General features: G+C 38.9%; 16 protein-coding genes. 4 read left to right on the plus strand and 12 right to left on the minus strand.

Annotated elements, in window-relative coordinates; translation table 11 throughout:
• The first annotated feature begins 279 nt into the window (after positions 1-279).
• On the plus strand, positions 280-1,260 hold the full coding sequence (locus tag IM793_RS17510) for an acyl-ACP desaturase (RefSeq protein WP_193423578.1): 981 nt from the start codon (positions 280-282) through the stop codon (positions 1,258-1,260).
• A gap of 63 nt (positions 1,261-1,323) precedes the next feature.
• Here IM793_RS17510 and IM793_RS17515 read toward each other — a convergent pair whose 3' ends face one another.
• The 12 genes from IM793_RS17515 to IM793_RS17570 form a co-directional block, all read right to left on the minus strand.
• Entirely contained in the window at positions 1,324-4,719 is a 3,396-nt protein-coding gene (locus IM793_RS17515) for a methylmalonyl-CoA mutase family protein (RefSeq protein ID WP_193423579.1), read from the minus strand.
• A gap of 130 nt (positions 4,720-4,849) precedes the next feature.
• Positions 4,850-5,218 carry a VOC family protein gene (locus IM793_RS17520; RefSeq protein ID WP_193423581.1) on the minus strand — a complete coding sequence of 123 codons (369 nt, stop codon included), beginning with the start codon at positions 5,216-5,218 and terminating at the stop codon, positions 4,850-4,852.
• A 238-nt stretch (positions 5,219-5,456) separates the two neighbouring features.
• Positions 5,457-7,115 carry an alkaline phosphatase PafA gene (gene pafA, locus IM793_RS17525; RefSeq protein WP_193423583.1) on the minus strand — a complete coding sequence of 553 codons (1,659 nt, stop codon included), beginning with the start codon at positions 7,113-7,115 and terminating at the stop codon, positions 5,457-5,459.
• 67 nt (positions 7,116-7,182) lie between these two features.
• Positions 7,183-8,472: a folylpolyglutamate synthase/dihydrofolate synthase family protein gene (locus IM793_RS17530; RefSeq protein ID WP_193423585.1), complete on the minus strand. Its 1,290-nt coding sequence runs from the start codon at positions 8,470-8,472 to the stop codon at positions 7,183-7,185.
• A 201-nt stretch (positions 8,473-8,673) separates the two neighbouring features.
• The gene (locus IM793_RS17535) at positions 8,674-9,510 is read right to left on the minus strand and encodes an energy transducer TonB (protein ID WP_193423587.1); all 837 of its coding nucleotides are present in this window, start codon (positions 9,508-9,510) and stop codon (positions 8,674-8,676) included.
• Positions 9,510-9,911: a biopolymer transporter ExbD gene (locus tag IM793_RS17540; RefSeq protein WP_193423589.1), complete on the minus strand. Its 402-nt coding sequence runs from the start codon at positions 9,909-9,911 to the stop codon at positions 9,510-9,512. The genes IM793_RS17535 and IM793_RS17540 overlap by 1 nt, the downstream gene beginning before the upstream one ends.
• On the minus strand, positions 9,911-10,615 hold the full coding sequence (locus tag IM793_RS17545; protein WP_132395340.1) for a MotA/TolQ/ExbB proton channel family protein: 705 nt from the start codon (positions 10,613-10,615) through the stop codon (positions 9,911-9,913). The genes IM793_RS17540 and IM793_RS17545 overlap by 1 nt, the downstream gene beginning before the upstream one ends.
• Complete coding sequence (locus IM793_RS17550; protein ID WP_193423590.1) at positions 10,615-12,498, minus strand: SPOR domain-containing protein; 1,884 nt, start codon at positions 12,496-12,498, stop codon at positions 10,615-10,617. The genes IM793_RS17545 and IM793_RS17550 overlap by 1 nt, the downstream gene beginning before the upstream one ends.
• A gap of 365 nt (positions 12,499-12,863) precedes the next feature.
• On the minus strand, positions 12,864-13,829 hold the full coding sequence (locus tag IM793_RS17555) for an endo-beta-N-acetylglucosaminidase H (protein ID WP_121287255.1): 966 nt from the start codon (positions 13,827-13,829) through the stop codon (positions 12,864-12,866).
• Positions 13,830-14,122: 293 nt separating this feature from the next.
• On the minus strand, positions 14,123-15,763 hold the full coding sequence (locus tag IM793_RS17560) for a SusD/RagB family nutrient-binding outer membrane lipoprotein (protein ID WP_193423591.1): 1,641 nt from the start codon (positions 15,761-15,763) through the stop codon (positions 14,123-14,125).
• A gap of 11 nt (positions 15,764-15,774) precedes the next feature.
• Positions 15,775-18,885: a SusC/RagA family TonB-linked outer membrane protein gene (locus IM793_RS17565; protein ID WP_193423592.1), complete on the minus strand. Its 3,111-nt coding sequence runs from the start codon at positions 18,883-18,885 to the stop codon at positions 15,775-15,777.
• 667 nt (positions 18,886-19,552) lie between these two features.
• A complete protein-coding gene (locus tag IM793_RS17570) occupies positions 19,553-20,443 on the minus strand; it encodes an ROK family protein (protein ID WP_193423593.1) in 891 nt (296 codons plus the stop codon).
• A 151-nt stretch (positions 20,444-20,594) separates the two neighbouring features.
• Between IM793_RS17570 and IM793_RS17575 the strand changes: the two genes are divergently transcribed.
• Genes IM793_RS17575 through IM793_RS17585 form a run of 3 tightly spaced genes read left to right on the plus strand, consistent with a single transcriptional unit; the run spans position 20,595 to position 25,427 of the window.
• Positions 20,595-21,245: an RNA polymerase sigma-70 factor gene (locus tag IM793_RS17575; protein WP_193423594.1), complete on the plus strand. Its 651-nt coding sequence runs from the start codon at positions 20,595-20,597 to the stop codon at positions 21,243-21,245.
• Positions 21,246-21,281: 36 nt separating this feature from the next.
• On the plus strand, positions 21,282-22,295 hold the full coding sequence (locus IM793_RS17580) for a FecR family protein (RefSeq protein WP_193423595.1): 1,014 nt from the start codon (positions 21,282-21,284) through the stop codon (positions 22,293-22,295).
• A gap of 33 nt (positions 22,296-22,328) precedes the next feature.
• Positions 22,329-25,427 carry a SusC/RagA family TonB-linked outer membrane protein gene (locus tag IM793_RS17585; RefSeq protein ID WP_193423597.1) on the plus strand — a complete coding sequence of 1,033 codons (3,099 nt, stop codon included), beginning with the start codon at positions 22,329-22,331 and terminating at the stop codon, positions 25,425-25,427.

Raw genomic sequence — 25,427 nt, forward strand, 5'->3', positions numbered from 1 at the left:
AATCGATTGCTTATGTTAGAATGATTTCCCAAAAGGATTGAGCGTACAGCAGGACCGAACGCAAGCTAAATGCACAAGAAAACTGCGCTCCAAAAAAATAAAAAGCAGCTGAGACTGATTATATTAAATTCATCACCTACAGTCTATAGTGTGCCATTTAAGAGTATCTTACTGATTTTGATCACATTTAAAACTGATTTAGCGCTAAATATGTTAATATCATAAGGTTTGCCGCAATATTTGGTTATCTTTGTTGTTAACAATATATAAATACAAATAATGAGTTTTTTTGCAGATAAAAGAAGGGAAGTAATGGTGCATATAGAAAAGTATATGCTGGAGATGATGGATACCTATCTTAAACCAATTGATACTAACTGGCAACCATCTGATTTTCTTCCTGATTCTACTAGCGAAACATTTTATCAAGATATTAGAATATTAAGGGATAATGCAAAGGATCTTTCTTACGATCTTGTAGCCGTATTAATTGGCGATACGATTACAGAAGAAGCATTGCCTACTTACGAATCGTGGTTAGCCATGGTACAGGGTCCAAGCATGAAAGAAGATGGTGGATGGATGAAATGGAACAGACATTGGACTGCTGAAGAGAACCGTCATGGTGATTTGTTAAATAAATATTTATATCTGTCAGGTCGTGTAGATATGCGTCAGATGGAAATTTCTACTCAATATCTTATCGCTGATGGTTTCGACATCGGAACTGGTCATGATCCATACCGTAACTTTATCTATACTTCTTTCCAGGAGATGGCAACCAATATTTCGCATAGAAGGGTAGCTTCTCTAGCTAAAAAGGATGGCGATACTTTATTGTCTAGAATGTGTGGTGTGATTGCTTCTGATGAAGCCAGACACGCTAAGGCTTATAAAGATTTCATGAACCGCATTTTTGAGGTTGATCCTAATGAAGCGATGTTAGCTTTTGAAGATATGATGCGCCAGAAAATTGTAATGCCAGCACATTTCTTACGTGAGGTAGGTTTAAAGATCGGTCAGACTTTTGGTCACTTTACCGACGCTGCACAGCGTTTAGGCGTTTATACCGCAATTGATTATGTTGAAATTATGCAACAGTTGATTGAAGACTGGAAAATTGAAGGGATGCGCGATCTAAATGAGGCTGGTGAAAAAGCCCGCGATTATATTATGGCTTTACCTTCGCGTTTATTACGTGTTGCAGAGCGTATGAAAACACCAACCATTGATTATAAATTTAGCTGGATTGCTGGCTAGGATATTTAAATCTTTAGTTATAAAATATATGAGCCCTTATCAAATCGATAAGGGCTTTTTTTATTACATGTTTCTTCTGTATTGTCCACCTACCTCGTAAAGGGCTTTGCTAATTTGACCTAAAGAGCAGATTTTACAGGTTTCCATTAACTGTTGGAAGATGTTATCGCCTGCAATGGCTGATTTTTGCAATTGTTTCAGTAAATCTGCTGAACGGTCTGCATTACGGTCCTGAAATTTCTGCAATGCCGAAATCTGGTACTGCTTTTCCTCTTCAGTAGCACGGATTACTTCGCCGGGAACAATAGTAGGCGAGCCATTTTTGTTTAAAAAGGTATTTACACCTACAATTGGATATTCGCCGGTATGTTTCAGGGTTTCATAATACAAACTTTCTTCCTGGATTTTTCCGCGTTGATACATGGTTTCCATCGCACCTAATACACCACCGCGATCGTTTATACGTTTAAATTCGGTGAGAACAGCATCTTCAACCAGATCAGTCAGCTCTTCTATAATGAAAGCGCCTTGTAGCGGATTTTCATTCTTGGCCAGGCCTAATTCCCTGTTAATGATCAGTTGGATTGCCATTGCCCTTCTAACCGATTCTTCGGTAGGCGTGGTAATGGCTTCATCATAGGCATTGGTGTGAAGTGAATTACAGTTATCGTAAATGGCGTATAGTGCCTGTAAGGTGGTTCGGATATCGTTAAAATCGATTTCCTGGGCGTGTAACGAACGACCAGAGGTTTGAATATGGTATTTAAGCTTCTGTGAACGATCGTTCCCTTTATATTTATTCTTGATGGCTTTGGCCCAAATTCTTCTGGCTACGCGACCGATAACGGCATATTCAGGATCAATTCCATTGGAGAAGAAGAAAGATAAGTTAGGTGCAAAGTCATCAATATGCATGCCCCTGCTTAAATAATATTCTACAAAGGTAAATCCGTTGCTTAGGGTAAAGGCCAGTTGTGAAATGGGGTTAGCTCCAGCTTCGGCAATGTGATAGCCAGAAATGGATACGGAATAGAAATTCCTTACTTTTTCATCAATGAAATATTTCTGGATATCGCCCATCATCCTTAAGGCAAATTCTGTTGAAAATATGCAAGTATTCTGTGCCTGATCTTCTTTTAAAATATCGGCCTGAACGGTTCCTCTAACTGAACTGATTGCTTTTGCCCTTATGTTGGCATAAACATCGCCAGGTAAAACCTGGTCACCCGTAACACCTAAAAGCATTAAACCTAAGCCGTTGTTTCCTTCCGGAAGTACACCATTGTATGATGGCCTTTCTATATTTTTTGCTTTGTAAATTGAAGCGATTTTAGCCTCAACTTCTTCTGTTAAACCATTTTCAATAATGTATTTTTCGCATTGCTGATCAATTGCGGCATTCATGAAAAAGCCCAATAACATTGGTGCGGGGCCATTGATAGTCATAGATACTGAAGTGGATGGTGCACAAAGGTCAAAACCTGAGTATAATTTTTTTGCATCATCCAAAGTAGCAATACTTACACCCGAGTTTCCGATTTTCCCATAAATATCGGGGCGGATATGTGGATCTTCGCCATAAAGGGTAACAGAATCAAAAGCTGTAGATAAGCGGTGCGCCGGCTGACCTAGAGAAACATAATGAAAACGTTTATTGGTCCGTTCGGGCCCACCTTCTCCGGCAAACATCCTGGTTGGGTCTTCACCATCTCTTTTTAAAGGAAATACGCCTGCCGCATAAGGAAATTCGCCTGGAAGATTTTCGGTTAACAGCCACCTTAAAATATCACCCCAATCTTCATATCTTGGTAAGGCTACTTTTGGGATATTCAATTTGGAAAGTGATTCGTAAAATAAAGGTTGTTTAATTTCTTTATCCCGGACTTTATAAATGAAAAACTCTTCTTTGTAAGCTCTTTTGGTTTCTGGCCATTGGCGGAGTAAACGTTTGCATTCGCCATCTAATTGCTCTTCAAAGAATTCATAGGTTGCATTTAGGCTTTTTGACACCCCGTCCTGCGGACCCCCCTCAGGAAGAGGGGAATTATTCTCGCTTAATAAATCGATTACACCTTTAAGCTGGTACATTTTACGGGCAATGGTAGATTGTTTATCTACCCATTCGTTATATGTCTGGCTTGCTTCGGCAATTTCTGCCAGGTAGCGGATGCGATCAGGTGGAATAATATAAATCTTCTCCGATTGATCGGAAGTTAACTCCATTTTGGCCTTAAAATCGGTTCCGGTTTTTAATTTAATCTGTTCCATTAAGGCCACAAACAGGTTGTTCATTCCCGGATCGTTAAATTGAGAAGCCATGGTGCCGTAAACAGGAATTTCGTCATCTTTGGCATCGAAAATATTATGGTTGCGTTTATATTGTTTACGCACATCGCGCAAGGCATCTAAAGCACCTCTTTTATCGAATTTATTAATGGCTACCAGATCAGCGAAATCTAACATGTCAATTTTTTCTAACTGCGTAGCTGCACCAAATTCAGGCGTCATTACATAAAGCGAAACATCGCAATGTTCGGTAATTTCAGTATCCGATTGGCCGATGCCCGAAGTTTCTACAATAATTAAATCATAACCGGCTGCTTTACAGATATCGATACTTTCCTGTACATTTTTAGATAAAGCAAGGTTAGCCTGACGGGTGGCTAAAGAGCGCATGTACACCCGTGGATTATTGATCGCGTTCATGCGGATACGGTCGCCAAGCAACGCACCTCCTGTTTTTCTTTTTGATGGATCTACTGATATGATCGCTAAAGTTTTATCTTTCACTTCTACCAAAAAACGCCGAACCAGCTCATCTACTAAAGACGATTTTCCGGCACCGCCAGTTCCGGTAATCCCTAAAATAGGGGCGGTATTATTTTTGGAGAGTTTCTTTAATTCATCAACAAATTTCTGGGCACCTTCAGGATCATTTTCTGCAACGGTAATGGCTCCGGCGATGGCTTTAATATCTTTTGTTGGAATGGTTTCGAGCTCGTTAGTGATATTGGCTTTGGTAACAAAATCGGTTTGGATCAGCATATCATTGATCATGCCCTGCAACCCCATCTTACGGCCATCATCAGGAGAGTAAATTTTAGAAATTCCGTAAGCCTGGAGTTCTTCAATTTCAGAAGGTAAGATTACGCCACCACCACCTGCAAATATTTTAATATGTCCTGAACCTCTTTCTTGCAGGAGATCGTGCATGTATTTAAAGTATTCGATGTGTCCACCCTGATAGGAGGTCATTGCAATGCCCTGAACATCTTCCTGAATGGCACAGTTTACCACTTCATCAACCGATCGGTTGTGGCCAAGATGGATGACTTCAGCACCTGAAGATTGGAGGATACGGCGCATAATGTTGATGGTGGCGTCGTGTCCGTCGAAAAGAGATGCAGCGGTTACAAAACGGATTTTATTTTTAGGCTTATAGATTTCTAATTGTTGCATACTATAGGATTTTAACGATCGGTATGCTCTGGTTACCGATCATTGTTTCCAAATATATTTGGTATGCAAATGTACTAAATTAAGCAGCTTAAAGCATGAATACCCTATACCGTTATGGCTTTTGGTTCAGTTACAAATTTTGCCCGAACTGCAGTAAATAACCGTTATTATCGTAAATGGCAAACTCCCTCATGCCGTAGTCAAAATCTTCAAGCGGATAACAAATTTTGCAATGATCTTTTAAACTTTCCCAGAGTGCTGTTACCTCGTTTGTTTTAATGTAAAGTGAACCACTCATGATCGGTTTTGGTATATTGCGATGCTCGTTAGGGCTACAGAACATGATTTCTATCTCATCTTTGCGGAGGGTTAACCAACTCAGGTCGTCGAATTTTGATGCACAGGTGAAGTTTAAAATTTCGGTATAGAATTTTAGCGTTTCTTGCATATCATGAGATTCGAGCATGGGCGTAAGTTTGGTAGCGGTGTATGTTGACATGATGTTAAGATAAAATATAGTTTATTTTTTACCATATAAGACATTTGAGACCATATAAGCTCAATGCGAAATCAGTGTATATAATCTTAGGTGTGCTAAGGTGACTAAGTTGGTTGAGAATAATTAGTTGTTTCCGTTTTTCTACCACCTAAGTCGACTAAGTTCATGTTAGTGGTAAGCTATCATTCTAAATATCTATAAACAAAAAAACTATGCTGGTGAGCATAGTTTCCTTAAATTATTTGTTTGTAATCTCTGTGATTGGTTCTCCAACATTACCATTTGGCATCTGAATATGGAGCAGCGCAGCCAGCGTTGGTGCAATATCGGTCATGTAATGTGTTTTATTAGAAGCGCCTGATTTGATTCCCCAGCCCATAAAAACCAATGGAATGCGTGAATCGTATGGGTTCCAGTTTCCATGGGTTGTACCTGTACTGCTACCGTTAAACCAGTTTGGTTGTAAAACATAATAGATATCACCACTTCTACGTGCATTGTATCCGTTGGTAATCATTTTTTTCTGGATTTCCTGAATTGTAGCCTGTGATATTTTAGCAATATCAACTGCATTCTGGAAACCATCTAACCTTTTTAAGAATTCTACTGATGCTGATTTAATTACATCGAAACTCACATCACCTTTGTCGGTTTTATCATGATCGAAAATGATCTGGTTGTTCATCGATCTTAAAACCACATTATTTACTTTAAATTTATCATTTAAGTAAGCATTTAATTTGTCTGCGATATCATGGTCACTCACTACGCCTGAAGGTAATTTGTTCTCCTGCATAAAACCTGGTACATGCGCAGCTCCATGATCAGCAGTTAAAAATACGGTATAATTTCCTTTACCTACTTTTTTATCCAGGTAGTTGAAAAACTCTTCGAAATCTTTGTCTAAACGTAAATAAGTATCTTCTGCTTCTACAGAGTTCGGACCATAGGCATGACCAACATAATCGGTAGATGAGCAGCTAACCGCCAGGAAATCTGTAATATTATCCTGACCTAAATCTTCTGATAGGATGGCTAATTTGGCCAGATCTAAAGTAATGGTATTGCCATAAGGGGTGCTTCTGATGGCATCGAAATTTTTATCAACGTTTTGCGTTAATTGGTGTGGAAATGTGCTTGATTTACCTTCGTAAGCATTCTCATCTTTGGTACTGTTTACATAGGTATTGATGGGGTATAAAGTTTCCCAGTTTTTTGCATAAAACTTGTTCGCTAGTTTCAGTTTATTATAATCGGCAATCCAGGTGGGCACTTCTTTCATATAATAGGTGCTGGTAATCCAGTTTCCGGTACTACCCTGGTACCAATATGCTGCATTTGCCGCGTGGCCGGCCGGAAGGATGGAACCTCTATCTTTTAATGAAATTCCGATTACTTTGCCTTTAAAGTTAGTGGCTAATCTCAACTCGTCTGTAATGGTTGTGGTTAGCATATTTTTTGGCGACATATTACCTTCTGATGACGGGGTACTGCCAACAGTAGATACCGAAGAATCCTCTGTACAATACACACTCTTTTTGGTTTCAGGATCGTACCAATCGTTACCGATAATACCATGAACAGCCGGAACGGAACCCGTGTAAATACAAGTATGGCCACATGCAGTATAAGTTGGGGTATAGGGGATGAAGGTATTTTCCACAGAAAAACCCTCGTTGATTAATCTTTTAAATCCGCCATTGCTATAGCGGTTATAGTAGCGGTATAAATAATCCCAACGCATTTGGTCGACCACTAAGCCAACCACCAATTTAGGGCGTGCAACCTCAGCTGGAAATGCTTTTGAAGGTACTGCGGTAGGTTTTTTGGTTTGAGCTGAGGAAAGTGAGATCGAAAAAATAGAAATGGTAAAGATTAAACGGGATATTTTATTCATTGTGTTTTAGTTAAATGGCTAAAGTAATCAATTTAGATAAAGCTAATTTGAAGTTTATGTAAAGATTTTATATCGCTTCGGCCACTACAAATGTACTTCCACCTATAAAAATAAGGTCATTTGTGCCGGCTGCCTGAATAGCAGATGCTTTTGCTTCGGCAACTGATGCATAAATGTATCCGTTTAAGTTAAATGCTGCCGCCTGTTCTTTTAGTGCGTTAGCAACTAAACCACGTTCTAAATCAGGTTTGCAAAAATAATAAATGGCATTTTTTGGCATAAGAGACAACACTTTCGAAATATCCTTATCGTTTACCATACCGAAAACAATGTGCAGGTTTTGATATGGAGTTTGTGTAATGTTTTTGATTACCTCCTTAATTCCCGCTTCGTTATGGCCGGTATCGCAGATGACTAAAGGATTTTTAGATAAAGTTTGCCAACGGCCCTGCAAACCGGTTTGTTTTTTTACCTGGCTTATTCCTTTATAAATACTTTCCTGATCGGTTTTTATTTCAGTTTTCTCGTTCAGTACTGCCAGAGTTTCTAAAACGGTTAGGATGTTTTTATACTGATAAACACCGGTAAGGTCGCTTTGAAGATCTTTGTATTTGATTTTACCATCCTGATAAACGGATAAAGAAAGTTTACTGTTTTTTATTTTAAAATCCTGGGCAGTTAACACTTGATCAGCGAAAACAATAGGAGCGCCCTCAGCTTTGGCTTTTTTGATAAAAACCGGTGCCGATTCTTCCTGGGTTTCGCCAATTATTACCGGAATATTCTTTTTAATGATGCCTGCTTTTTCACCTGCAATTTCGGACAGGGTATTGCCCAGCATATTCATATGATCGAGGCTGATGTTGGTGATGACCGAAATTTGTGGTGTAATGATATTGGTAGAATCTAACCTTCCGCCTAAACCCACTTCGATTACAGCTACATCTACCTGATGTTTGGCAAAATGATCGAATGCCATGGCAACGGTGACCTCGAAAAAAGAAGGCTCAGTTTTTTCGATCAATTTTTGTTGATCTTTTACGAACGATACCACTTCCGTTTTGCTCATCATTTTTCCGTTGATGCGAATGCGTTCGCGGAAATCTTTTAAATGGGGAGAGGTGTAAAGCCCCGTTTTGTATCCCTGTGCCTGCAATACTGATGCTAACATGTGTGATGTAGATCCTTTACCGTTAGTGCCCGCTACATGGACACTCTTAAATTTATCTTGCGGATTATCCAAAGCCTCACAAAGAATAATGGTATTGGTTAAATCTTTTTTGAAAGCAGAGGCACCAACGCGGGTAAACATCGGGAGTTTACTGTATAAAAATTCAAGCGTTTGTTGGTAGTTCATAATTTGCGTCAAATATAATGGATTGGCGTTTGAAGTTCAAATGAGATTGACTTCCGAAGTTTTGAAATTTGGGATTTGGGGGAGGGAGAACTTCTGAAGTCTAGGTGGTGTTCTGTGAAGACACAGACCATGGCAAGGGAAATATTTATATTAACAAAAAAGGTCTGTGAAGACACAGACCTTGGTTATTTAATTTATTTTTTATTTCACTTTGAAGTTAAACATCACAATTCCGGTTTGTACATCGGGAGCTGATTCCAGTTTATTTAAACTCGCACCTAAAACAGCCTGTTCACATTTTCTCCAGAGTGCTAAATCAGATAGGGTAGTGCCTTTTGCACCCGCACGGGCCTGAACCACTTTACCATTTTTATCAACCCGGATTTGAACGGCAATTTTTCCTGCACTTTGCCCATCATCCTGTATCCTTGGGATATCGATAAATTTTCTGCTGGCCAATGATAACTGTACATTACCATTTCCGGAACCACCTTCTCCATAATTAGAAGCCAATGGATCGCCATCTTTATCGCCCTGGTTACCTGGTGTTTTTCCGGTGCCGTCTCCTTGCCCCTGACCAGTATTTTTTTTGCCTTTGTAAAGTGCATTCTGGTTAATTACCGGTTTGGCCGGCTTGTCTTCTGTTACCGGAGTTGGTGCTGCTTTAGTTGGTTTTGTAGGTTTAGTATTTACGGCAATAGCATCTTCAGTATTTTGTGTCTGCACTTCTTTATCGCTACTTTCGGTAGAGGTAGTTGGTGTAACTTTTTCTTCTGGTGTTACCTTTTCTGGTGGCTTGCCATTTGCATTTGGATCAGCCGATGGCTCTTCAATGCTGGTATAATCATCACCCATTCCTTCTGCTGAAGTACCGTAATTTACAACCATACCGCCCATACCCACTTCTTCAGGTGGCTGGAAAGAACCAATCACTATAAAAAAGCTGATCAATAATAAAAAAACCATAATTCCGCTTGCTATGGCAATGGCTTTAGGGTAATTATTTTCTTCGTTAGGTATTTGTGCTTTGTAGTTCATTATTTTTTAGGCTCAACGGCTACAATAAGTTTTAATTTCAGTTTATTGGCAATATCATTTACCACAAATCCTTCCTGATATGTCACATTGCGCGATACATATAAAAGAATGGTCATATCTGGTGCTAATTTTTGGTATGATGCCAACGTAGGCTCTAATTCTTCAATACTAACCGGTTTCTTTTCAACGAAATATTTAAGGTTTTCATCTATTGTAACCGTAACTGCTTTCTTGGCGGTAGATTGCTGTCCGCTTGAAGATTGTGGTAATAATAGTTTAACTACTGTAGGATTAACCACGGCAGAGGCCAATAAGAAAAACAGCATCAGGAAGAACATAATATCGTTCAACGCTGAAGTATGTACTTCTACCGATCCTTTTGTTCTCTTACGTAAGTTCATTATTTGCCTGGTTCTTCTAATAAATCAATAAAATCAATTGCATCGGTTTCCATTTTAAGAATGATTTTTTCAACCATAATGTTTAAAATGTGGTACAGTACATAAGCGATGATACCAATAATTAATCCGGTTGCTGAAGTAATCATTTTGGTATATAAACCACCAGAGATAGTACCGATTTCAATCGCACCTTTTATTGATACTTGGTGGAAAATGGTAATTACCCCCACAATTGTACCTACGAAACCAAGCATAGGTGCAATACCTGCAACAATACCCAATATACTGATGTTCTTCTCTAATTTAGAAACCTCTAATTTACCAACGTTTTCAATCGCGCCTTCAATATCTTTAATTGGGCGACCAATGCGTTTTAAACCTTTTTGCAACATCCGCGAAAGGGGAGAGTTATTATTTCTTAACAGCGACATTGCGCCTTCTAAATTTCCAGATTGGATATAAGACCTGATCTGTACAATGAGGTTAGCCTCATCTTTAGTGGCTTTTTTGATGGTTAAATAGCGTTCAACAAAAATAATCAAGGCTAAAAAAGCAAGAAAAACCAAGGGGATCATTACCCAACCGCCTTTAAAAAGCAGATCGATAAAATGTAGTTCTGGCTGTGGCTGTGTTACTGCTTGGTTAACCGCATTTGCTGTGTCTTGTAATGCTTGTGTGGTGTCCTGAATTAATAAAGTTATCATTATGGTTGTGTGTTGTTAGATTTTTGTTGTACGAAATAGCCTTTTCCTTTTAGTTTTTTCTGTAAAATATCTTTCTGTTCTTTAGCTTCTTTTTCAGTTGTAAAACTCGCTATGCTTACCTTTTTTAAACGACCAGGTACTTTTGCGATTTCGGCACTTAAACCGATTTTTTCCATTTGCTTAATAAATACAAGTGCTTTTTTCTCTGATTGAAAGGATGCTGCAATAACATAAAACGTAGAAGGACCAGTGTTTGGTACAATTTTATTTTCTTTTGGTGTTTCTACAGTAGGGTTGGCTACAGGTTTTGATGCTGTTTTTTTAACCGTATCGGTTTTTTTCTGAACCTGATTGGCTTTTAAAATGCTATCTGTTTTGGCTGTTGAATCCTGTTTTGCTTTTAAGGTATCAACAGCAACCTTTGGCGAATCGACAATTACTTGTGCTGGTTTTATTGCTTCAGTACTTTTGCCTGTAAATAATTCGGGCTTAACCAAAAAGGTTATCGCTGCAATAACAGCTAAAGCTAAAATTGCAATTGTAATCATCAACCAGGTAGACATACCTTGGCGCGCTTCGTTTCCATGTTCAATTGGGTCATGGCCAAAACGGTTAGGATGCTCTGCATGTTGCTCTTTTATAAACGCCGGAGCCTCAATTACAGGTTCTTCATTTTTAGCCTCTTCTTCTAAATTGATGTATGTTTTTGGTTCCTCCGGTTCTGATCTAAGCGAGAAGCGGCCTGGTCGTTCGCTTTCCTGGATAACTTTTTCTGGTAATTCAACTGATTTGGTTTCTGTAGACACTGAAGTATTTTCTGTGGACTTTACTTCTTCTAGTGTATCGTCAGCCTCTGGTGTTTCTATCGCATCTTGTTCAGCAGCAGTATTTTCTACCTCCGATTCTGGTGTATGGCCAAAACGGTTAGGGTTTTCTTCGTGTTGTGTTACAACCGATTCTGGTATTGCTACTTCTTCAATAGTATTTGCTACTTCCTCTTGCGTTTCAGCAGATACAGGTGTTTCTATAGCATGTTGTTCTGCAGCAATATTTTCTACCTCTGATTCTGGCGTATGACCAAAACGGTTAGGGTGTTCTTCGTGTTGTGTTACAACCGATTCTGGTATTGCTACTTCTTCAATAGTATTTGCTACTTCCTCATGTGTTTCAGCAGATTCAGGTGTTTCTATTGCATGTTGTTCAGCAGCTATGTTTTCTACCTCCGATTCTGGTGTATGGCCAAAACGGTTTGGATGCTCTTCGTGTTGTTCCTTTATAAATTCCGGTGCTTCAACAACCTCTTCCGAATGTTTTAAAGTATTTTTAAGATCATCTTTAACTTCATCAAGTTCGATATTCTCAATAACAGGAGGCTGATAAGACTTGTTTTCGAAAGGAGAAGGGGCAACGGGTGCTTCGGCAATTTCGTCGAAAACTTCTTCCTCTTGTTGAGGTAAACCAGGTTTTGTTTCCTCAATTACGGTTTCTGCCAATGATGGAAGTCCATAAAATTCAGACCCATAGTTCATGTTTTTTACCGGTTCGAAACTTATTCCCTGCTCAGTAAAAAATAAACGACCGGTATTTTCTAATTCGACCTCATGGTTAAGTTCCAGTTTTTGCTTTACATCTTCAACAAACTGCGTGATGTAATAATTGGCACTCTCGTTAGAGATATTCCTTTTAGCGACAATAAAATCTACCAGCGCCTTTTCTTCGGTTAAATCGCTAGAAAACTGAAGGGTATAGCCCGGAGGTAAAAACGTTTGTTTTTCCTTATCGTATCTTCCAGGGTATTTCTTTTTATAAAAGGTGCCCAAGCCGGTAATACCAACTTCTTTGCGTTGCTGCAAGAGTTCTAACAGGTATGATAAGATATCCATTCGGGTAAAATTAAGCGTTTAAAATTAAAAATTATATTCTACCTTCAAATAGTGTCTATTGATGTTTTTACACATCATATTCCAAAAAGGGGACAAAAACGGGTACAATTTTGTTGTTCCAATCATGAAAAAAATCACAATTTTTAAACTTATAGCTGTATCCGTGCAAAGATAACGGTTACAAAGATAGAAATGGTATGTTAGTAAGCAAATCGCTAAATCGATATAATACTGAATGTTGTGGCATGCAACAAGATGGATGTAAAAAAAGTAGGACAGCTTATGCCGTCCTACTGGTTATATTTATGGCGATTACTGATTTGTTAAATTATATCTCTTAAAGTGTAGGTTTTATGATTTATCAGTTAAGGTGTGTATGTCGTGGTTTTGCCACCATATAAGTTGCTTGATATGCTTGATAAATAAGTATGCACATCGCTGTTGGGTAAATTATAGTAAAGGTAAATTCCATAACCATTATTAACGGTTTGGGTAGCTAAAGATGCTGCTGTAGATGAACTGGTAGCCTGAATATCTATTGCAGCAGGACCAAGATTTGCTTTGGCCAATCCGGGTATATTTGGAACGGAATAACTTCCGTAGATGGCATTCCAGCTATAGTTTACTTTAGATCCTACGGTAACACCGTTATATGATAATCTTGATGCTGCCGGGCCATAGAAGTAAAATGAAATGATTTTGTTCGGCAGTAATGATCTCAATGCGGTTACGAGGTATACAAATGAACTGGAATTTGGCTGGCCGGTACCGTTATTACCATATTCTGCATATTCATCATCAAAATCAATACCATCAAGCCCGTAAGTATTAACGGCATTTGCCAATTGCTGCGCAAAGGCCTGTGCTGAGGCTTGAGAAGTGAAATTACAAAAGCCTGCACCCTGGTGGTTGCCCAAAATGGAAAGCAGCACTTTTATACCTTTGTCTTGTAAAGGTTTAATGTAAGTTGTTTTATTATTCAAAACATTGGAAACATTTGTGTTGAAGAACAATTCAGCTTTTTGGGTTGAGGTATTGTAATTGATGTTGGCAGCAAAAATAATCGCAATGTCGAACAGCTGTTGCCCTGTAGAAAGTTTGTACTTTCCTACGTTTCGGATATCGGCATTGTTAACTTCTACATAACATACACCTTTTGGACCAGTTACACCGATTGCCGACGGAGATGCGGTTGATTCTTTTTTAGCCGGACCAGTTAGGGTTTCATCCTGGGTAATGTCTTTTTTCTTACAGCCGCTAATAGAAACGGTTAAAAAGAATGCAAGGGCTAATGCCACATTTTTGCATGTTAACGATTTGGTAGTTGTCATAATTTTTATTTTAAATTGGTTAGAAATTGATTGTAATCGCTACAAATAGGTTTTTATTCAGAGAGATATTATATTTTATTGATGTTCATCCTGTAAATCAGGAATTAGAAGGATGGATGGGTTTGCTTTTTCAGAGAGATCAACTTGCTCTAAAAGCATAAATAAAGCGAATTGAGTTTACAGCAATACGCCGAAAAGGGTAGTTTTCTCATAGGTTAAAAAAAAAATGGTTAGAATTGGTTTGATATAAAAAAGGCAGGATAACTTTCGTCATCCTACCTGGTATTTGTGTGTTAAAAATTTGCTTTGTTAACGTCCCACCATAATCTGGTGCCGCCGTTGTCCGGTCCGCCAAGTAAGGTTACTGCTTTACGCACCTCATCCTTATTTCCATTGCCGTATTCTGCTGTTGGATATGGCAATCTGCGAATTTGTAATTGGGTATTGATTGTACCACCGCTATTATTGTTGGCTACTGTAAACAATTTTGGATAACCAGTTCTGCGGAAATCAGCCCATGCCTCAGCTCCGTCAGGAAAAATAGCCAACCATTTTTGTGTAATAATGCGTTCTAATTTTACTTCGTTAGATGCAGTTCCATCCCATTTAACAGTAATGGTACTTGCTGCAGCCGCATTGTTAGCCGGGTTTTTCGGATCTACATAGTCAGTTGGTTTACTTGTTGCATCAGCTAAATAATTGCCAATATTGGCATTCCATTGTTGCATTGATGTAGTGATACCAGTTTCATAATTGGTCTGTGCATCTCCTGCACCTGTCCAGCCGCGTAAAGCTGCTTCAGCTTTTAAAAACCAAACCTCGGCAGCCGTCATTAATATTTGCGGCGCCTTTTGCCCTATAGGTGCTTTTGAGTTATCTGGAGTAGAAGAATTTAAACTCGAATAGGTTTTGTAACCAGCTTTGCCCAAACCATTAAAAGAAGTATTGGCTCCTGATCTGATTCCTACATACTTTCCTGCAAAAAGAGGATCGGTAGCCGGCGTACAGTATATTGATAAGCGGGGATCAGCATAACCCACCATGTATGATTCTAATGCTGCGCCCATGGCGTTATCTCCATCGTAATTTACAGTTACATTCCAAAGGTCGTTATTTCTGTTACCCGATTGGGCAACCGCTGCGTTATCACTTGGCACAGTCATCAATCCACCTGAAGCAGCCATTGCTTTTTCTGCCTGCAACTTTGCTGTAGCCGGATCAACTTTAACAATGCGCATGGCCAAACGTAACCTTAACGAATTGGCTAATTTAAGCCATTTTGCAACATCTCCACTATAAACCAGATCGCCGGTATCGTAATAGGCTTTTTTACCCGGATTTGCTGTGATAAAAGCTTGCAGATTATTTGCCGCTGTATCAATCTGTTTAAAAAATTCGTTATAAACGGTTTTCTGGTCATCGTAAGGTTGAGAAATCAATGATTTACCTGCTTGCGTATAAGGAATCGGGCCAAATTTATCGGTTACCCTATCCATTGCAATTACCTGTACCAAAAGTGATATACCCCACGATTCAGGCGCAGTTGTTTTTAAAGGTGATATGGCAATTTTAGAAATTGGTGCCATTACATTGGTATACTGGTCGTTAAAACCGGTTTCATTCCAGCCGTTATTAAGCGAATAGTTCATGTTGTTGATCCCACCGCCAAATGGTGTTGGAGGCATCATGTAACCACTAAATGCATCAGAACTTAAATTTTGAGCAATCTGGTAGTTGGAAAATATATTTTGCTGAATAGGCCCGATTGCTGATCGCAATAAAGCTAAACTCTGTTCTGTAGTTGGTAAATTATCGTTGGTGTTAAAACTTTCAAAGTTCTTCTTACAGCCCTGGTTTAAACCTGCAGCGGCTAAAAGTAAAACTAAAGATAAGCCTTTAATTTTATGTTGTGATAAATGATATATCGATTTCATGTTTGTTCGGATTAAAATAAAACATTAAGGTTAAAACCAAAACTTCTGGTAACTGGTTGGTTAAAAACGTCAATTCCTGATAAACCATTACCGGTAGACATGGTTACCTCTGGATCGTAAGGTGCTTTTTTATAGAAGTAAAACAAGTTTCTACCAATTAGCGAAAGGCGCATGCTTTTAAATGTTCCTTTTAAAGGTAAGTTGTAACCTATTGAAGCTTCGCGCAGGCGGACAACAGTAGCACTATAAACATATTCGCCGGTTACACCATTTCTATCACCTAAGAAAGAATAATAGCTTTGTGGATTAATGGTAGCCGAAACTGCTTTTCCGCTGGCATCTACTCCATCAATTTTAACACCGCCTTGTGCCCTTGCATCGCCTGATGCTTTTGAGGCACCAGCCTGATCCATTAATGCTTCGGTTAGTGAAAGTACCTTACCGCCAAACTTACCATCTACCAGGAAGCTTAAGCTGAAGTCTTTATAGTTAAAACTGTTATTCCAACCCAATTGAAATTTAGGGTTTGCATTTGCAATCAGACTATAATCTCCACTTTTAACCGGGAAATAAGGGTTTGCAGTTGTTCCATCACCACTTAATATGATACGGCCATTAGCATCTCTTTGCAAAGTATAGCCATAAATATCGCCATAAGATCCACCGGCTGCAATACGCGAGATATATGCATTATTACCACCACCTGTTAAATCTATCGAATTTAGACCCTGTGAAGCGGCTACATCAATAATTTTGTTTCTGTTTAGTGATCCGTTTATAGCTGTATTCCAGTTCAGACCATCGCCTTTTAATACGTCAGCTCCTAAAGTAAACTGTATACCTTGATTTTGAACATCGCCAGCATTTAGGTAGCCTGTAGCCACAAGGCCAGAAGGTGCTGGTTTAACCGGAATGTATTGGTTTTTGGTGTTTGTTTTATAATAGGTAAAGCTAAAGTTTAAGCGGTTGGCCAGAAAACGCATGTCTGTTCCAATCTCGAAAGATTTTGTTCTTTCTGGTTTTAACTCAGCAAATGCCCTGTTAGTGTTAATGTTAAGTGCACCACCATTACCCAAAGTGTTTTGGATAAAGGTTAAGTAAGGTGGCACTGCATTACCCACCTCGGCATAAGTACCTCTTATTTTGGCATAAGTAATGGCCTCTGGCAGTTTAGCCATTTGAGATACAATAAATGACAAACCTACCGATGGATAGAAATAGGAAATATTTGGTGTGAATGCAAGGTTCGAAGACCAGTCGTTTCTACCTGTTAAAGTTAAGAACGCCCAATCTTTATATGATAAATTCGCATTTGCAAATACGGCTTGTAACTGGCTGTGGAAAGCATCATTTGCTTTAGTTGTGTTTAATATATCCGAAGTATAAGTGCCGGCATTTGCTACAATGGTATTATTTGGTGTAAATAAATCAACCGCACTTAAATCGCCTGCTAAAGATAATCCCGTTGTTTTCTGATCGTTAATGCTACCACCAATTAATCCGTTGATCTTAAAGTCTGATCCTTTTAATGGCACGGTTACATTTAATATCGCATCAGCATATTTTTGGATAAAAGTTTGCGTATTCTGCGATAAGTATCCTTTGCCATTTGAGTTAAAGTTTCCGTTGATACCAGAATAGCGTCTGTTTTCGAAATCATCAGTAGTACGGTCTATATTTCCCCTTACCTGAAGGTTTAGCCAAGGTGTAAATTCATATTTCACATTTCCACTTAATAAAAAGCGGTTTCTGATGGCTGTGTTTGGGTTAAGGTTGGTTAAAAACCATGGGTTCTGGTTAATATCTGCAGAGCCACCTAACCAGTTCTGACGGGCAGTACCTACATTGCCTGCAAGCAGATAATTGTCTTTATAAGGTGTGATATCAACTCCTCTTGGAAAAAGATAAAGACCAACCAAAGGGTTGTTATACAATCCAATTGATGGGCTATTGTTTATGCGTTGGTTAATATAATTCACATTTCCATCAACCGTTAATTTGTTGTTTAGAAACTTGGCGGTTTCGCGCAGGTTAATATTATGCCTGTTTAATTTATTACCTTCCTGTATGCCACTTGCATAAGTATTGGCATAAGAAAAATAAGTTTGGGCAATTTCAGATCCGCCAGAAAAATTGATTGAATTGGTTGCGTTTGTTCCAGTTTGGAAAAACTGATCAAGGTTATCGGTAGTGTTGTTAATTGCTGCTCCCCAGCTGTCTCTGGTGGTAGTAGATGCAGGGCCATAACTGTTTTGAAATTCGGGTTTGTAGGCTATTTTATCAAAAGTTAAACTCGACGAAAAACCAATCTGTGTTTTACCTGCTTTACCTTGTTTAGTGGTAATTAAAATTACACCATTCTGTGCCTGGCTACCATAAAGTGCTGCTGCAGATGCACCTTCAAGCACGGTTAAACTTTCAATATCATCAGGGTTTAAATTCGATATCCCATCGCCACCGTCCTGGCCGCCACCAAAAATACTGTTCTGTTGCGCATTGGCATTACCGTTATTGCTGATAGGCACCCCATCAATTACATATAAAGGCTGGTTATTGCCGCTTACCGAACGGCTTCCCCTTAAAATTACCTTGGCCGAACCACCAACACCCGAAGAACTCGGACTGATCGTCATGCCGGCAACTTTACCATTTAATGAATTTACCAGGTTGGGGCTTTTCACTTTATTCAGTTCCTCGCCAGATACCTGTTGGGTAGTATATGTTAAAGATTTTTCTGATCTTTTTATCCCCAATGCCGTTACCACTACGGTTTCGAGGTTTTTAGAATCTGGAGTTAACGATACATCAAGAGTACTTTGTGTACCAACGGTAATTTCTTTGCTCTGGTAACCTATAAACGAGAATACCAAAACATCACCTGTTTTAGCTCCAATGCTATATTGGCCAGAAGTATTAGTTTGTGTTCCACCTTGTGCACCTTTAATGGTAATAGTAACGCCGGGTACCGGTTTACCGGTTTCATCTTTTACCGTTCCTTTAATTACATCCTGATAAACGGAATGATAAGAAACTGCACGTTTAAAATGATCTGCTGGTGTAGCTGCATACAGACCTGCCGATGCATAAAGCAATAAGCATGTGAGCTGTAGAGATTTTTTCATATTCATTATGAATAATTTTGAATAAGTATTTGGTTAATTGTTTGCCGCCTTCCGGATTCCGTCCGGACTGTTTTATAGATAAGAGTATTTTGCTTACACAAATTGCCTACAAGCAAATGAAATATTTTAAAATATTTTTTCTTGACGATCGCCGTCATTTCGACTGAAGCGCAGCGAAATGGAGAAATCTTTGAATTATGTAAAAAGATTTCTCCAGATGTATTTGAAATTTCTAACGTCTATCATTTACATATTACCATAGAAAAGTGCCATGAGTCAATTCATGATAGTGTAGTTGAAGACGCTTAAACTAAATCGAAAATATTATTCATAATAACAGTGTTCTTTGGGAAATGAATGTCAGTACTCCATAGGTACTGTTGTCCTGCCATCCGCTTTATCACGATGAAGAATCGTGATGCTCGCTGCTGTCAGGTTTATTGGACAGCGGTTTGTTTTCAAGGCGCATAACTTTGTACATAAACCCGATTAGAATGAATCCCGACGTTAAGTCGGGAGTAATGAGCGGGAGTGTAGTGGCCAAAAGCTCAGAAACTCCATTTCCTAATCATCAATCAAAATCAGCTGTGGGATTACTTAATAATATGGTTATTTTTTACAATAAATTACCTCTGGCTTGCAGTGTAATATGTAATCAAAATCAAATTCATTCGGTTAGGTTAGCGGCACCTACTGCCCAACAACCCGCAGCACCAACTAATGCTGCATCTTCATTCAGCCTGGATATATGAATAGGTGTATTGATCCCTTGCGACTCGAGGTATTTAATCACATTGGATAAAAACCGGTTGGAAGCATTGGCAATGTTACCGCCAATCACAATTGCTTCTACTACATGATCTTGTTGGAAATTTTTAAGGAAAAGGCCAAGATTATGGCTAAATTCTGTAAATATTTTCCGCACCGTCTGGTTCTCCTCATAAAGTAAGGTTAATTCACGAACGTTTAGGATATTTAAGCCTGTGAGTTCATAATAACGCTTTAAAAACCAACGGGTAGAAAGGTAATCTTCTGCTATACCATTCAAAAAAGAAGAGCACCAAAGGTTGGCATCGGTAATTTTTCCTTCTTTACACACGGCACTTCCGAGTCCGGTACCCAGGGTAATGCCAACCAGGTTTTGGTAGGCTCGTGCTTCGCCTGCAAACACCTCTCCGGCTAAAAAGCAGGCAGCATCGTTGCTCATTAAAATCTGATCGCTGTTAATCTGCAGTTCGCTGGCCAGCATTTCTTTTACATTCAGGCCATAAAATGCAGCATATTTGTCATTGCCAGCAATGTAAGAGATACCGTTGTCATAATCGAAAGGCCCTGGCATAGCAATGCCTAAACAGCCAATTTGAATATCTACCTTTTTGTAAGATGCTTTAATTACACTGCACCAGGTGTGGATAATCTGTTTTGTTGAGCCATGAGAGTCTACACGCTCACGTGTAAAGGAATTTTTAAGGATATTGCGCTGCTGCATATCTATTACCGCCGCTGTAATGTGCGAGCCGCCGATATCAATGCCCAGTACATATTTGTTTTTATTCATTGTTTTCTGCTTCAATAGATCTATAATTGGTTTGTGTCTTATTGTGGCACCTAATGAAGAGTCTTTTTTTTGTTAAATTGCCTACAGCAGGAAGATTTTTTTATGAAATATTTTTTATTACCTTACATTTGATTCAATCAAACTAACCAAGTTGAAAGCAACTAAGCCAGATCTAGTCGTTTTATGGAATAAGATTTGCCTTGAGGATGATATAAAATCTTTTGAGCAACTTTACCGCTTTCTATACAGCAGGTTAATCAAATTTTCCATTTATTATGTGAATGATAAACAGGTTGCTGAAGATCTTGTAGCCGAAATATTTGTGAAATGCTGGGAAAACCGGTCGACAAGTACTCCTGTTTTAAATCCCGAAAGTTATTTTTTTATTGCAGTAAAAAATCAATCGCTTAAATACCTTAAAAAAAATTCTTCCATTACGTTTATCGATTTAGTAGATGAAGAGGATAATATTTCGGTGTCAACTCATACACCAGAATACATTCTCGAAACTAAAGAACTGCATCAACAACTCGACCATGCCATTGCAAGTTTGGCGCCACAGGCAGCTACTGTTTTCAGGTTAATAAAAGAAAGCGGAATGAAGTATAAAGAAGTAGCAGAACTGTTAAATATCTCGCCCAGAACTGTGCAAACGCAATTATTCAGGGCCATTGCAAAACTCCGTATGGCATTACAGCCCTTAAACGATAAGGGAACCGATGGAAAAAAACTTGGAAAAATGATCTCCCTGATTATCTTAGCGGGTACTTTATCTTTTTTTATTTTTTGTAGGCAATTTTAACAGAAAAAGGAACATACAATAAAGGCACGGAAAAAAATGACAGATCAAAGATTTACAGAATTGCTTGGAAAACAATTGGCCGGTGAAATTTCGCCGGATGAATCTATTGAACTGAAATCTGTTTTAGCTGGCAGCGCCTCGCATAGAACGGAGTATGAACTGTTACAAACTTATTTTAATGGTGAAACGGTTGAGGATGAAAATGTTGATCAGGTTTTTAATCGGATCAAAGCTCAAATTACAGTTCCGGGAGAACCGGGCTTAACCGTTATCAAAAATAAACCTTATAATATCTGGCTAAAAATTGCTGCGGTTGTAGCTATTGTGATTGCTGGTGCACTGGTATACAATAGAGAAGCGATTTTCTTTAATAAAACAGATAGGTTGGAATTAACACAGGCGCTAACCAAAGCCGCCGAGGTAAAAACCATTGTACTGGCCGATGGCTCTACCGTAAAAATGAATTCGGGGAGTAGTTTAAAATACCCGGAACATTTTACTGCCGGTACCAGAGATATTTACTTATCGGGTGAGGCATTTTTTAATGTTAAAAAAGATCCTGAACACCCTTTTATCGTGCACACCGAACAGTTGGCTGTAAAAGTACTTGGTACCGCATTTGATGTTAAAGCCTACCCGAACGATACTTTTACCGAAACCACCTTAATCAGAGGAAAGGTATCTATTTCCCTTAAAAATAATATCAAACAAACTTTTATCTTAAAGCCAAATGATAAATTTACTTTATCCGATGGTAAAGGAAGCATAAGTCGGTTGACGCTTTTCAGCGGGGCAGGAGCAGATAAAGTAATTGAAACGGCCTGGCTCAACCATGAACTGATCTTTAAAAACAACCGTTTTTATGAAGTAGCCAAACTTTTTGAGCGTTGGTATGGTATCAAAATATCCTTTAAAGAACAAGAACTAAAAGAAATACAGTTTACCGGTCATTTCGAAAAAGAAAGCCTTACCGAAGCCTTAAACGTGCTAAAACTTATCGATAACTTCAATTATTCGGTAAATGGCAAAAATGTGTATATCTACCGTTAGCACATAATACTTTAGCCATGTATATTTGTTGCCATGAATTTTGTGCAGCGGATTATATTGTTAATTGGATTGATTTTTCCGCTATGTGCCAATGCGCAAACTAAAGTTACCTTAAATTTTAACGGGGCAAATTTTGAGCAGGTTGTGGAAGCTATACAGCAGCAAACTGTTTATCATTTCGCCTACAGCGAATCCAAAATTCCTAAACATCAGGTATCCATCAAGGTAGAAAAAGAGGAAGCTGTAAAAGTGATTGATCAACTTCTGCTCAACAGTGGTTACACTTATTCCTTGTTGCCCAATCATCTCATTGTAATTAGAAAAAATGCGCGAGGGGTGGAAACAGATAGTATTCGTTTTTTAAAAGAGGTGGTCATTACGGCTTTGGGCATCGAAAAGGATAACCGTAAGGTGGGTTACGCCCTAACCACCATCAAAGGCTCATCTATTACCAAAGCAAGAGAAAGTAATCTGATTATGGCACTGCAGGGGAGGGTAGCCGGACTAAATATTACAGGTGTAAACGGTGGCCCGGGATCTGCTGCGCGCGTGCTCATCAGGGGTGTTTCGAGTATGACTGCCGCCTCTCCATTATTTATCGTAAATGGTGTACCCATTGATAATAGTATCAGGGGAAGTGCCAACGAGTACGGTGGCGCCGATTATGGCGATGGGATCAGTAATATTAATCCAGATGATATTGAAACGATAACCATATTAAAAGGATCGGCAGCTTCGGCTTTATATGGGGCCAGGGCCGCCAATGGTGTGATCCTTATTAACCTTAAAGATGGAGGAGAAAATACCAAAGCTAAATTTGAATACAATACCAACCTGGCTTTCGATGTTCCTGTTAATTCAACTGATTTTCAATATTTATACGGGCAAGGAACTCAGAACAAACGTCCTGCCGATTTGTACAATGCCATTTCTACCGGTTTATTAAGTTGGGGAGAAATGATGGATGGCAAATTAACTCCTCAGGTAGATGGTTCTATGCGACCTTACGCTCCTGTTAAAAATAATATCCAGACTTTTTACCGTATTGCTCCGGCATTTACCAATACACTTTCTCTTGTTGGCGGAAATACAAAAAATAACTATCGGGTTTCGGTTTCCAATTTAGATTATAATTCTATTTTAAGCAATGGAGCACTAAACCGTAAAACGTTAAATTTTTATGGCACAGTGGCCTTAAGCCCTAAAATATCGCTGAGTTTAACAGGCAATTATATTTACGAATGGAATAAAAACAAGAGTTACTTAAGTGATGGTCCATTAAATCCTAATTATGGAATTTCTGCCCTGGCTACCAGCCTGGATCAATCGATTCTGGCACCCGGTTTTGATGCGGAAACAGGTTTCGAAAGTCGCTGGAATGCCGACGAATACAAAACCAATCCATATTTTTTGATGAATAAACAAGCTGATTATGCCAGCCGCAACCGCTATATTTCATCCGCAGTGCTGAAGTATCAACTGGCCAGTTGGGCATCTGTTCAGGGAAGAATTGGTTACGATTCGAGTAAGGATGAATTGGTAAGCATTTTGCCTACCGGAATTGCTTTTTCTATCAACCGGCAGGGCGGTATAAATGCCTACGATCAGAACCTTACCTCTGAATTGAATAGCGATATCCTGTTCAGTGCCACCCGGAATCTTAGCGATAAATTAAATCTCGAACTTTCTATGGGCGCAAATTACCGTGAAAGAAAAGGTAATAGCGAAAAGTTAAAAGGCTCACAATTTAAGGTACCTTACTTATATACTCCCGAAAATCTGATTACCAGTACCAAAACATTAGCTATATCGAGAATCGTAACAGAATCTGCTTATTACACAGCTGACCTGAGTTATCAGCATTTTCTTAATTTCTCAGTTACGGGTCGGTACGATATCTATTCAACCTTGCCTGCTAATAACCGTGGGATTTTTGTGCCAGGGGTATCGGGCAGTTTTATTTTTTCAGATCTGTTGAAATTAAAAGCTCTGAATTTTGGTAAACTGCGCGTTGATTTTGCCAAAACCAGCGGCGAACCTATCGTTCCTTATACCACACAAATTTATTATACAGTAGATGATCAGGTGAATGGTATTCCTGTTGGCGGCTTTTCCAGCGATTTACCTAACTACAATTTAAAACCCTTCACCTTAAATGAAATAGAAGCAGGTCTCGACCTTAAATTTTTTAACAGCCGGTTGGATATTGATTTTACTTATTTTAATCGCGTTACGCACAATGAAATTATTAATGCAAAACAGTCGGTTACCACAGGTTTTACCTCGGCTTACGTTAATCTTGGTGAAACCCGTAATGCAGGAATTGAACTTGCTTTAGGCTACACACCAATCCTTACCACAACCAGCAAGTGGCAGATTAATCTTAACCTTACTAAGGTAAAAAATACACTACTCTCCATTGATGGCAATAGCAATTATACGCTGACGGGTACTTATAGGCCATTAAACGCCAATACTGCGTTGGTGGTAGGCAAACCCATTACCCAGGTTATGGCTTACGATTATCTGCGCGATTCCAGAGGCAATATTATCATTGGATCCGATGGCATCCCTAAACGGGGTAATTTTATTCCAATGGGTGGTACTATGCCTACTTTGTATGGTGGGATAACCAATAGTTTTAACTACAAGCAGTTTAGTTTTTCTTTTTTGATCGATTACCGCTTTGGCAATAAAATCCTATCCGCAACAGAATATTATAGCTATGTGCTTGGCTTAAATAAGGCAACTCTGGTGGGCAGAGAAACCGGTATTGTAGCCGATGGGGTATTGGAAAATGGACAAAAAAATACCATTAACGTTCCTGCTTATGCCTATTACCCTGAACTGGCCACCAATATTTCTGCCTTAGCAGTACTCAATGGTAGTTTTGTTAAACTCAGACAGGCCACATTGGGCTATACTTTTAGCAACAACTTTTTAAAAAGGACACCTTTTAGCAGTATTGGGATTGATTTGGTGGCCCGAAACCTATTTACGTTACTTAAATACAGTAAGAATATCGATCCCGAGTCGCAGTTTTCGCCCACACTTGGTTATGCTGGTATAGAAGGGGCTTCATTGCCTGCAACGCGTACGTTTGGGATTAATTTTAATTTTAAATTCAAATAA

Source organism: Pedobacter sp. MR2016-19 (genome assembly GCF_014947265.1).
Taxonomy (GTDB): Bacteria; Bacteroidota; Bacteroidia; order Sphingobacteriales; family Sphingobacteriaceae; genus Pedobacter.

Excerpts from the sequence above, each read along its gene's own strand:
- IM793_RS17510 (WP_193423578.1), top strand. The coding sequence starts at position 280 with ATGAGTTTTTTTGCAGATAAAAGAAGGGAAGTAATGGTGCATATAGAA.
- IM793_RS17515 (WP_193423579.1), bottom strand. The coding sequence starts at position 4,719 with ATGCAACAATTAGAAATCTATAAGCCTAAAAATAAAATCCGTTTTGTA.
- IM793_RS17520 (WP_193423581.1), bottom strand. The coding sequence starts at position 5,218 with ATGTCAACATACACCGCTACCAAACTTACGCCCATGCTCGAATCTCAT.
- pafA (WP_193423583.1), bottom strand. The coding sequence starts at position 7,115 with ATGAATAAAATATCCCGTTTAATCTTTACCATTTCTATTTTTTCGATC.
- IM793_RS17530 (WP_193423585.1), bottom strand. The coding sequence starts at position 8,472 with ATGAACTACCAACAAACGCTTGAATTTTTATACAGTAAACTCCCGATG.
- IM793_RS17535 (WP_193423587.1), bottom strand. The coding sequence starts at position 9,510 with ATGAACTACAAAGCACAAATACCTAACGAAGAAAATAATTACCCTAAA.
- IM793_RS17540 (WP_193423589.1), bottom strand. The coding sequence starts at position 9,911 with ATGAACTTACGTAAGAGAACAAAAGGATCGGTAGAAGTACATACTTCA.
- IM793_RS17545 (WP_132395340.1), bottom strand. The coding sequence starts at position 10,615 with ATGATAACTTTATTAATTCAGGACACCACACAAGCATTACAAGACACA.
- IM793_RS17550 (WP_193423590.1), bottom strand. The coding sequence starts at position 12,498 with ATGGATATCTTATCATACCTGTTAGAACTCTTGCAGCAACGCAAAGAA.
- IM793_RS17555 (WP_121287255.1), bottom strand. The coding sequence starts at position 13,829 with ATGACAACTACCAAATCGTTAACATGCAAAAATGTGGCATTAGCCCTT.
- IM793_RS17560 (WP_193423591.1), bottom strand. The coding sequence starts at position 15,763 with ATGAAATCGATATATCATTTATCACAACATAAAATTAAAGGCTTATCT.
- IM793_RS17565 (WP_193423592.1), bottom strand. The coding sequence starts at position 18,885 with ATGAAAAAATCTCTACAGCTCACATGCTTATTGCTTTATGCATCGGCA.
- IM793_RS17570 (WP_193423593.1), bottom strand. The coding sequence starts at position 20,443 with ATGAATAAAAACAAATATGTACTGGGCATTGATATCGGCGGCTCGCAC.
- IM793_RS17580 (WP_193423595.1), top strand. The coding sequence starts at position 21,282 with ATGACAGATCAAAGATTTACAGAATTGCTTGGAAAACAATTGGCCGGT.
- IM793_RS17585 (WP_193423597.1), top strand. The coding sequence starts at position 22,329 with ATGAATTTTGTGCAGCGGATTATATTGTTAATTGGATTGATTTTTCCG.